The organism is Actinocrinis sp., from assembly GCF_035938995.1.
Classification (GTDB): Bacteria; Actinomycetota; Actinomycetes; order Streptomycetales; family Catenulisporaceae; genus DASZGI01.
Map to the genome: position 1 here is coordinate 1 of NZ_DASZGI010000412.1, position 10381 is coordinate 10381.

Below are 10381 nucleotides of genomic sequence, written 5' to 3' on the forward strand. Positions count from 1 at the left end.
CGCTAGGCCCCGGACTGGAACTCCGCCCAGCGCCCGGGGTCGAAGCCGCTGGGCACCCGCGGGCGGTCGAACAGGATCGAGCGCTCGCGCACGGCCCGCGCGGTCTCGGAGGTCTGCCGGTCCAGGACGGCGTCGATCTCCTGCGGGCCGAGCCCGTCGATCTCGTCCCAGAACGTCATCACCCGGTTGACGTAGAGCGCGATCAGGTGGTCCCGGGACCGCTCGAACTCGCCCGCGGCCACCCCCTCGAGGCAGTCGGCGAGCAGCAGCGGCCAGTCCTCCAGCCGCACCCGCAGGCCCCACGGCGCGGGGCCGAGCCCCGCCGCCGCCGGGAACAGGCTGACGATGTCGGAGCCGTACGTGGTCAGGTACGCCCCCACCGACCGGGTGACCCAGGCCACGACCTCCGGATCCTGCCGCTTCGCGGCCGCGTCCACCGCGTCGCGCGGCTCGGCGGCGAACAGCGACGCCGAGGCCGGGCGGGGCCGGTCGGTCGCCGCGGCGATGTGCAGCAGCGCGTCGAGCACCTGCTGCGGCAGGAAAAGGATCTTCGGGAACGGCGAGTTGTGGATCTTGCGGCCGAGCGGCACCTCGACCACCCGGTGCCCTTCGCGCAGCGCGTTCGCGGTCAGCCAGACGTCGATGCCGTAGAGCGACGCGCTGGCCGGGCGCGGCCAGGCGGTCACCCGCTGCATGAAGGCCCGGTTGAACGCGAAGTCGCCGGCGATCGGCTGCTGGAGGGTGGAGCCGAACAGCGCCCCGAGCAGCGGGCACACCAGGTGGTTGGTGCTGTTGGCCTCGTACCGGTTGCGCCGGTAGATGGGCGCGGCCATGGTCGGCGCGGCCCCCTCCACCGCGCGCGCCAGCCGGCCGACCCATTCCGGCTCGGCCGAGCGGATGTCCCCGTCGATCAGCACCAGGCGGGAGGCCCCCAGGTCCATCGCCTTCTCCATCAGCGCGAACACGTTGGTCCCCTTGCCGGTGCCCTCGCCGCCGGAGCGCACCACGACCTTGCGGGCGCGCACCTCGGTCTCCAGGAACCGCTCCACCGTGCCGTCGGTGCTGCCGTTGTCCGCCAGGACGATCACGCCCGGGCGATCGGACCCGGCCAGCGCCAGCCCCGCGTCCGCGGTCCGCGCGACGGTGGAGACCGTCGCCGCCTCGTTGCGCGTGGGGATGCCGACCATGGTCAAACCGGTCGTAGCTGCGCTGGCCGTGCCTACAGCGTCGACCATCTCGCTGACAACGCTCATCGCCAACCTTTCGGAACCTGCCGCTTCACCGCGCCGCGACACGGCGTTTCGGTCAGCAGCGTACGAGTTTCAAGACTTTCAAGATGTGCCATCCTGCGCATAGACGGCAAACAGTAGTTTTCGCGTGGATTTCGTCAACGTGTCATTTCCCGCTAGACCGGCTCGCCACGCCTTGGTGTTCAGCTCCTCGAACGGGGCGGCGGTATCGACTATCGCATGGATTCCCGGTCCGGGGCGGATCGCCGCGACCCGGCTTTTCGCGCGTCGTAGCCGGTGGCGCGCCTGGCGCCGCCGCGCGCCTCCGGAGCGCCCCCGCCCGTGCGAACACCGTGCCCGGGTCGCGGCATCCGCGGCGCTCCCGCCACCGACGGCAGATTTCCTCTGGCCCACACCCGTGCGGCGGTCGCGGCAGGCGCAGCGCTCGAATGTGCGGCTGGACGACGCGGTGGGAACCGAATCCCGCTCTTAGGTATGTATACGTATATGCGCCTTCGGTCAGCTTCCGGCCGCCGTTGCGATCGCCGGCGGCGGCGCTACGATTCGGCCCGGCGCACGCCGAGGCGCGACAGGCTTAACAGGATGCGAACAAGTGTGCAGAGCTCCTGCTCACGCAGCTGAAACCGGCTGCGAGAAGGTCACGTATTGCCAGCACTTTGCTTACCGTTGAACAAGATATGAGTACTGGTATACGTGCTGTAGCCACGAATTTACACTGAGGTCGCCTTGGGCGTGGAAGACTGATCGTACTCGCCGGTAATCATGAGCTTTCTTCGTATTAGCTAGCACGCCCGTTCAGGACGGAGCTGCCATGCCCTCTGCCCGGAATCGACGCGATCTGGTGCTCGCGGTCAGCCCTTGCGGCATGCCGAACCCGCGGCTCGCGGCCGCCGTCGTGCGGGCGGGCGCAACCGGGATTCTCGACCTCGGGCGCGGCGGTGTGGCGGCCCGGCGGGCGCTGGAGCTCGCGGCGCAGTGGTCGCCCGGCGGGTTCGGCGTGCGGGCCGGGCGCGGCTGTGAGCTCGACCCCGCGGAGGTGGAGCGGCTGGCGCCGGGCCGCGTGGACTGCGTCGTCCTCGGCGCCGGGTCCCCCTGGCGGGCGGATGATCCGCGCCTGGCCGGATGGCGCGTGCTGTGCGAGGTCACCAGCCTCGCGAAGGCCCGGGCGGCCGCCGAGGCCGGCGCGGACGGACTGATCGCCCGCGGCGGCGAGGCCGGGGGAGCGGTCGGCGAGCTGAGCACCTTCGTCCTGCTCCAGCAGCTGACGTCGGACGCGGACCTCGGCCTGGCGGTCTGGGCCGCCGGAGGTATCGGCGAGCACACCGCTGCGGCCGCGGTGATCGGCGGCGCGATGGGCGTCGTCCTCGACGTCCAGCTCGCGCTCATGCCCGAGTCCGAGCTGCCGGAGCATGTCAGCGCCGCGATACGCGGCATGGACGGCTCGGAAACCGTGTGCGTCGGCGGGCACCGCGTGCTGCGCCCCCGCGGCGCGGCAGCCGACGCGTTCGATCCGGCGCTCGCTCCGGAACAGGTTGCTGACCTGCTCGGCACCGACCCGGGGGCGTTTCTGCCGATCGGGCAGGACGGCTTCCTGGCCGCGCGCTTCCGCGACCGCTACGCGAACGCGGGCGGTGCCGTGCGGGCGATCCGGTCCGCGATCCTCGACGCCGCGCGCGACGATGCCACCGCGGACGTGCTGGGCGCGGGCGCGCCGCTCGCGCCCGCCCTCGGTACCCGGCTGCCGGTCGCTCAGGGCCCGATGACGCGGGTGAGCGACCAAGCCGCGTTCGCCGCGTCGGTGGCGGAGCACGGTGCGCTGCCGTTCCTCGCGCTCGCCCTCTCGAACGCGGACCAGACGCGCACGATGATGCAGCAGGCCGCGGCGGCGCTCGGCGACCGGCCGTGGGGCGTCGGCGTGCTCGGATTCGCTCCCGAGAGCACCCGCACCGCCCAGCTCGAGATCATCAAGGAGCTGCGGCCCGCCTGCGCGATCGTGGCGGGCGGTCGGCCGGCCCAGGCCCGCGCGCTGGAGGACGCGGGCATCAGCACCTTCCTGCACGTGCCCTCGCCCGGCCTGCTGCGCCAGTTCCTGGACGCCGGGGCGCGCAAGTTCGTCTTCGAAGGCTCCGAGTGCGGAGGCCACACCGGGCCGCGCGCGAGCTTTCCGCTGTGGGAAGCCCAGCTCGGCGTCCTGGAGGACTGGCTCGCCGAGCATGGCGGGAAAGCGCCGGCGGACAATGGCGCGCACGCGTGTGAGGTCCTGTTCGCCGGCGGCGTGCACGACGCCCGCTCCGCCGCCATGGTCGCCGCGATGGCCGGGCCGCTCGTCGCGTACGGCGCGCGTGTCGGCGTCCTCATGGGTACCGCGTACCTGTTCACCGAAGAGGCCGTCCGAAACGGCGCCATTCAGCCCCTCTTCCAGCAACAGGTCGTCGACGCCCAAGCCACGGCCCTGCTGGAGACCGCCCCTGGGCACACGACGCGCGGCGTGGCCAGCCCGTTCACCGACGAGTTCGAGCGGGTGAAGGAGCAGCTGCGAGAAGCGGGCGTATCCGGCCGGGACGCGTGGGAGCGGCTGGAGGAGCTGAACGTCGGGCGGCTGCGCGTCGCCAGCAAGGGTCTGCGCCGCGAGGGGGCCGACCTGATCGCGGTCGACGAGGCCGGGCAACTCGCCGAGGGCATGTTCATGGCCGGGCAGGTCGCAGTGCTGCGCGACACCGTGACGACCATCGCCGCCCTGCACGACGAGGTCACCGAGGGCGCCCGCGGCTGCTATGCCGAACGCGCGCAGGTCCTGCGCGAGCGGCTGGACATCCCCGCGGCGGGAGCGCCGGAAGCGCAGCCGGAGGCCCCGGCCCCGCTGGAGATCGCGATCGTCGGCATGGCCTGCATGTTCCCCGGCTCGCCCGACCTCGCGTCCTTCTGGGCCACCGTGCTCGACGGCGCCGACCGGGTGACCGAGGTGCCGAAGGAACGCTGGGACCCCGAGATCTACTACGACCCGGCCGCCGTCGGCCGCGACGCGGGCCGCGCCACCCCGTCGAAGTGGGGCGGGTTCCTGCCGCCGATCCCCTTCGACCCGCTGCGTTACGGCATTCCCCCGGCGGCGCTCGGCAGCATCGAGCCGACCCAGCTGCTCGCGCTCGAAGCCGCTCGGCGTGCCCTCGTGGACGCCGGCTACGACCGCACCGGCGTCGACCACGACCGCACCTCGGTCGTCTTCGGCGCCGAAGCGGGCAGCGACCTGTCGAACGCGGCAGTCCTGCGCAACACCCTGCCCTCGTATCTCGGCACCCTGCCACGCGAGCTCGACGAACAACTGCCGCGCCTGACCGAGGACTCGTTCCCCGGCGCGCTGGCCAACGTGATCGCCGGACGGATCGCCAACCGGCTCGACCTGGGCGGCGCCAATTACACGGTGGACGCGGCCTGCGCCTCGTCGCTCGCCGCCGTCGACGTGGCCTGCAAGGAGCTGGCCGGGGGAACCAGCGACCTGGTGCTGTGCGGGGGAGTGGACCTGCACAACGGCATCAACGACTTCCTGCTGTTCTCCTCGGTGCACGCGCTCTCCCCGAGCGGCCGCTCGCGCACCTTCGACGCCGACGCGGACGGCATCGCCCTGGGCGAGGGCGCGGCCTGCGTCCTGCTCAAGCGGCTCGCCGACGCGGAACGGGACGGCGACCGGGTCTACGCGGTGATCCGCGGCGTCGGCAGCGCGAGCGACGGCCGCGCGCTGGGCCTGACCGCGCCGCGGCCGGAAGGCCAGCGCAGAGCACTGGAACGCGCCTATCGCAATGCCCGGATCTCCCCGCGGCGGGTCGGCCTGGTCGAGGCGCACGGCACCGGGACGGTGGTCGGCGACCGCACCGAACTGCGTACCCTGACGGACGTGTTCGAGGAGGCGGGCGCGGACCCCGGGAGCTGCGCCCTCGGCTCGGTCAAGTCCCAGATCGGGCACACCAAGTGCGCGGCGGGACTCGCCGGCCTGGTCAAGGCGGCGATGGCGCTGCACATCGGCGTCCGCCCGCCGACCGTCAACCTGGCCAAGCCGAACCCCGGCTGGGATCGCGCACGCAGCCCCTTCGTCTTCCACACCGCCGCAAGCCCCTGGCCAGTCCCGTCCGCCGATCGGATCGCCGGCGTGAGCGCCTTCGGCTTCGGCGGCACCAACTTCCACGTCGTGCTCAGCGGCTACGAGCAGGAGATCGACGCGCGCCACGGACGCGACGCGTGGCCTGCGGAGCTCTTCGTCTTCCGCGGCACCGACCGCGCCGCCGCGCACCGCACGATCGAGCGGCTGCTCGCCCGGATGCAGGACGAGCCGAAGGCGCAGCCGTGGCGGCTGCGCGACCTGGCGCTCACCGCGTCGCGGGCCGCCGACGGCCGTACCGATCGGGCGTGGGTCGCGCTGGTCGCCTCAGACCCCGATGACCTGGCGGCGCTGGCCCGCCGCGCCCTGAACGGTGAGCACGACCCAGTGGCAGGGCTCTACCAGCCCGCCGACGACGACCACTTCAGCGAGGCCAAGACCGCGCTGCTGTTCCCCGGCCAGGGCAGTCAACGGCCCGGGATGCTCGCCGAGCTCTTCGTCGCCTTCCCCGAGATCCAGCACTACCTCAGGCTCGGCTCCGAGTGGGCCGGCCTGATGCACCCCCCGACAGCCTTCGACAACGAAACCCGCGCCGAGCAGGACGTCCGAGTGCGCGACACGCGCGTGGCGCAGCCGGCGCTAGGCGTCGCCGGACTGGCCGTCGACCATCTGCTGCGGCGTCTGGGCATCCGCCCCGACGCGGTCGCAGGGCACAGCTACGGCGAGCTCGTCGCGCTGGCTTCCGCAGGCGCGATCGACCCGGCGGCGCTGCTTGCCGCCAGCCGCGAACGCGCCCGCGTCATCCTCGAGGCGGCGGGCGACGACCCGGGCGCCATGGCCGCCGTCGCGGCCGGACGGGCCGAGGTCGAGTCCGTGCTCGCGGCGGCCGGGCTCGACGGCACCGTTGTCCCGGCGAATCAGAACGCGCCGAAGCAGCTGGTGATCTCCGGCCCGACCGACGCGGTGGACAAAGCCGTGGTCGAGCTGCGCGCCGCCGGGATCGGAGCCAAGCGCATCCCGGTCGCCTGCGCCTTCCACAGCCCGATCGTCGCGGCAGCAGGCGACGCGTTCGCCGGAGTCCTCGACGGAATTGAGGTACGCGCTCCCGAGGTCCCGGTCTACGCCAACCGCACCGCCGCACCGTACGAGCCGTCAGCCGCCGCAGTCCGAGCAGGGCTGGCCGCGCAGATCGGCGCGCCGGTGCGCTTCGCCGACGAGATCGAGGCGATGTACGAGGCCGGGATGCGCGTCTTCGTCGAGGCAGGTCCCGGCCGCGTGCTCACCCGCCTGGTCGATGCCGTGCTCGAGGGTCGCCCCCATGCCGCAGTGGCCTGCGAAGACCGCCCCGACGCGGGCCTTCGAGGGCTGCTGCGCGCGCTCGCCCGGCTGGCCACGGCGGGGGTGGCGCTGCGCACGGGCTGGCTGTTCGAGGGCCGCGACACCCTCGACGCCGAGACCGCGCCCCGCCCGACCCGGCCCGGCTGGACCGTGGACGGCCACCTCGTGCGCACCGCGGACGGCGCCAGCCTCCCCGGGGGCCTGGCCCCCGCCCGACGAATCTCCCTGGAGGGGACCGTGATCCCGGAGCCCACGGCAGCGTCCGGCGCAGGCCAGACGAATCCGGACGCGCTGCTCGCGGACTTCCTGCGCACCAGCCGCGAGATGGTCGCCGCACAGCGCGACGTCATGCTGGCGTACCTCGGCGCGACCCCCGGCGCCCGCGTGGTCCTGCAGGCCGGACCCACTGCCGGACCCGCGCTCGACCAGTACCGGCCCGAACCGATGGCCCTGACCTCGGCGTCTGCGGGGTCCTATGCGCCCCCCGCGGAAACCGTCGCGGGCGCATCGGCCCCGCAGGAGAACGCCCCGGCAGGCGTGAAGGCAACTGACATCCTGGGCACCGTCCTGGAGATCATCAGCGTCCGGACCGGCTACCCGATCGACATGATCGAGCCCGACCTCGACCTCGAGGCTGACCTCAGCGTCGACTCGATCAAGCGCACCGAGATCGCCGGGGAACTGGCCAAGCGGCTGAACCTGGGCGCGGCGGACCTCGACGACGACCAGTACGAGCAGATGGCGAAAGCCCGCACCGCGCGGGCGATCGCCGCGTGGCTGTCACAGCACCTTGACGACGCGGCGGCGCCCGACCACGCGACCACATCGGCAAACGGGCCGGACCAACTCGCGCACCAGGGATCGACCCAACCGTCCTCGGACCCGGCCGGCGCTGCACCATTCGAGGACTTCGCGGCGGTACCGGAGCCGGACATCCGCGCCCCGCGGCGCATCGAACTGCGCGAGATCGACGCCCCGCTGCCCGAGACGCCCGACTACGGTGCGCTGGCCGGCAAGCGGTTCGCGCTGCTCGGCACCGACGAGGCGGCACCGCTCGCCGAAGCGGTCGCCGCCCAACTCGCCGCGCACGGCGCCTCAGTCGAGCCGCCGCGTAAGGCGCAGCCCTCCGGCACCGAGCCGCCGAGCGACACGTCATCGAACACTGAATCGGCAAACACTCAAGCACCGAACGCTATCGACGGCGTCCTGCACTTCGGCGGCCTGACCAGCGCAGAGCAGCCGCTGCTTCCCGCTGCCTTCGCCGAGATCAAAACCGTGCTCGCGAACCCGCCACAGTGGTTCCTCGCCGCCCGCCCGGCCGACGCACCGGGAGCCGCCGCCGGTCTTCGTGGCCTGATGCGGACGATCGGCCGCGAGTACCCGCAGACCGTCGCGCGCCTCGTCGAACTCGATCCGGCCGCTCCCGCAGAGCAGACGGCCAAGCTCCTCGTGGCCGAACTTCTGTCGGGTGACCGGCACCCGGTTGCGATCCACCGCGCCGACCGGCGGCTTCGGCTCGACCCGGTCGAGACGCCGCTCGGCGCGCTCGCGACGGGCGGCGCCGGTCCTGCGGGCGACGGCGCCGCCGAGGCCCAAGCACTCGGGCTGGACCGCGAAAGCGTCCTCATGATCGTCGGCGGCGCTCGCGGCATCACCGCCCGCATCGCCTCGGCCCTGGCCGCCGCGGCCCGGTGCCGCATCGAACTGATCGGCCGCACACCGCTGCCCGTGGAGCCCGAGTCGCCCGCCACCGCCAGTGCCGCGGACGCCGTAGCACTGCGCGCCGCACTGATCGCCGGCGGGATGCGAGCCCCCGCCGAGATCGAGCGCACCGTCGCCGCGACTCTCGCGGCCCGCGAGGTCGCCACCACCCTCCAGCGGCTTCGCGGCTTCGGCGCCCGCCCCCGCTACCACGCCCTCGACGTGCGCGACGGCGCGGCGCTGCGGCAACTGCTCAAGGACATCCACACCGAGCACGGGCGGCTGGACGGCGTCGTCTACGCGGCTGGGATCATCGAGGACAAGGTCATCGCGGACAAGACCCCAGAGTCGTTCGCCCGGGTCTTCGCGACCAAAGCCGACGGCGCCCGCGCCCTGTTCGCAGGCCTCGACCACCTGCCCGAACCGCCCCGATTCAGCGTCCTGTTCGGCAGCATCGCAGCGGTCTTCGGCAACCGCGGCCAGAGCGACTACGCCGCCGCGAACGACGCGCTGGAAAGCCTCGGCGCCGCCTGGGCGGCCCGGACCGGCGCCCGCTGCCTGACCGTGCACTGGGGTCCGTGGGCGCCGTCCGAAGAGCACGGCGGCATGGTCACCCCCGAACTGATGCAGGCCTATGCCAAGCGCGGCATCGCGCTGATCGACCCGGAGGAAGGGGCGCTGGCGCTGCTACGGGAACTGGCCTGGGGCGGGAACGGTACCGCGGTGGTCTACACGGCCTCCGGGTGGTGACTCAGGCATGACATCAACCCCGTCCTTGGGCACGACGGGTACCGCGCCCCACACCGGAGCAACAGCGACGGCGACTCCGATCGCGATCGTCGGGATGGCGGTGTTGCTGCCGGGCGCAAGCAACCTCGACGCGTACTGGAAGAACCTCGTCGGCGGCGTGGACTGCATCACGGACGCGCCAGCGGGCCGCTGGGATCCAGAGTTCTACGACCCGGCGGCCGGACCGGGCCGCCCCGACCGGCTGTACTGTCGGCGCGGCGGGTTCGTGGACGAATACGCCGAGATCGATCCGCTCGAGTTCGGCATCATGCCGGACTCCGTCCCCGGCGCCGAGCCGGACCAACTGCTCGCGCTACGCGTCGCGGCCGACGCGATCGCCGACGCCGGCGGGCGGGAGCGGTTGCCATCCCGTGATCGCATCGGCGTCGTCCTCGGCCGCGGCGGCTACCTCACTCCCGGCCTGGTGCGCCTCGACCAGCGCGTGCGCACCGCGAACCAGCTGGTACGGACCCTGCGCGAGCTGATGCCGGACCTGCCGGACGACCGGGCCGAGCAGGTGCGCGCCGCGTTCGCCGACGCCCTCGGCCCGCACAAGCCCGAGGCGGCGATCGGCCTGGTGCCGAACCTGGCCGCCTCCCGCATCTCGAACCGGCTCGACGTGCGAGGCCCGGCCTACACGGTCGACGCGGCGTGCGCGTCGTCGCTGGTCGCGGTGGACCACGCCGTGGCGGAACTCGTCGCCGGGCGCTGCGACGCGATGCTCGCCGGCGGCGCGCACCACTGCCACGACATCACCTTCTGGAGCGTGTTCAACCAGCTCGGCGCGCTCTCCCGGAGCGAACGCATCCGCCCCTTCCACCGCGGCGCCGACGGGATCCTGATCGGCGAGGGCACCGGAGTCGTCGTCCTCAAGCGGCTCGACGACGCGCTCGCCGCCGGGGACCGGGTCTACGCCGTGATCCGCGGCACCGGAGTGGCCAGCGACGGCCGGGCCGCCAGCCTGTTCAATCCCGAACCGGCCGGCCAGGTGCGGGCGGTGCGCCAGGCCTGGGCCGCCGCGGGGCTCGATCCGCGCGCCGCCGACGCGCTCGGGCTGCTTGAGGCGCACGGTACTGCGACACCCGCCGGGGACGGGGCCGAGGTGACGACGCTCGCCGAGGTCTTCGGCCCGCCCGACGGCGACCCGATCGCGCTCGGGTCGGTGAAGTCGATGATCGGCCACACCATGCCTGCGGCCGGAATCGCGAGCCTG

The 10381-nt window shown here is 73.2% G+C and carries 3 protein-coding genes; 2 read left to right on the plus strand and 1 reads right to left on the minus strand.

Annotation, left to right across the window (positions count from 1 at the left end):
• Window positions 1–2: 2 nt before the first annotated feature.
• The gene (locus tag VGZ32_RS27970) at window positions 3–1253 is read right to left on the minus strand and encodes a glycosyltransferase family 2 protein (RefSeq protein WP_326889230.1); all 1251 of its coding nucleotides are present in this window, start codon (window positions 1251–1253) and stop codon (window positions 3–5) included.
• Between the two features lie 808 nt (window positions 1254–2061).
• Here VGZ32_RS27970 and VGZ32_RS27975 point away from each other — a divergent pair.
• Complete coding sequence (locus VGZ32_RS27975; protein ID WP_326889231.1) at window positions 2062–9129, plus strand: SDR family oxidoreductase; 7068 nt, start codon at window positions 2062–2064, stop codon at window positions 9127–9129.
• 7 nt (window positions 9130–9136) lie between these two features.
• The coding region (locus VGZ32_RS27980; protein ID WP_326889232.1) for a polyketide synthase at window positions 9137–10381 on the plus strand (1245 nt) is incomplete at its 3' end.

What these genes read in the sequence shown, in the direction of transcription:
- VGZ32_RS27970 (WP_326889230.1), bottom strand. Translation starts at nt 1,253, where the DNA reads ATGAGCGTTGTCAGCGAGATGGTCGACGCTGTAGGCACGGCCAGCGCA.
- VGZ32_RS27975 (WP_326889231.1), top strand. Translation starts at nt 2,062, where the DNA reads ATGCCCTCTGCCCGGAATCGACGCGATCTGGTGCTCGCGGTCAGCCCT.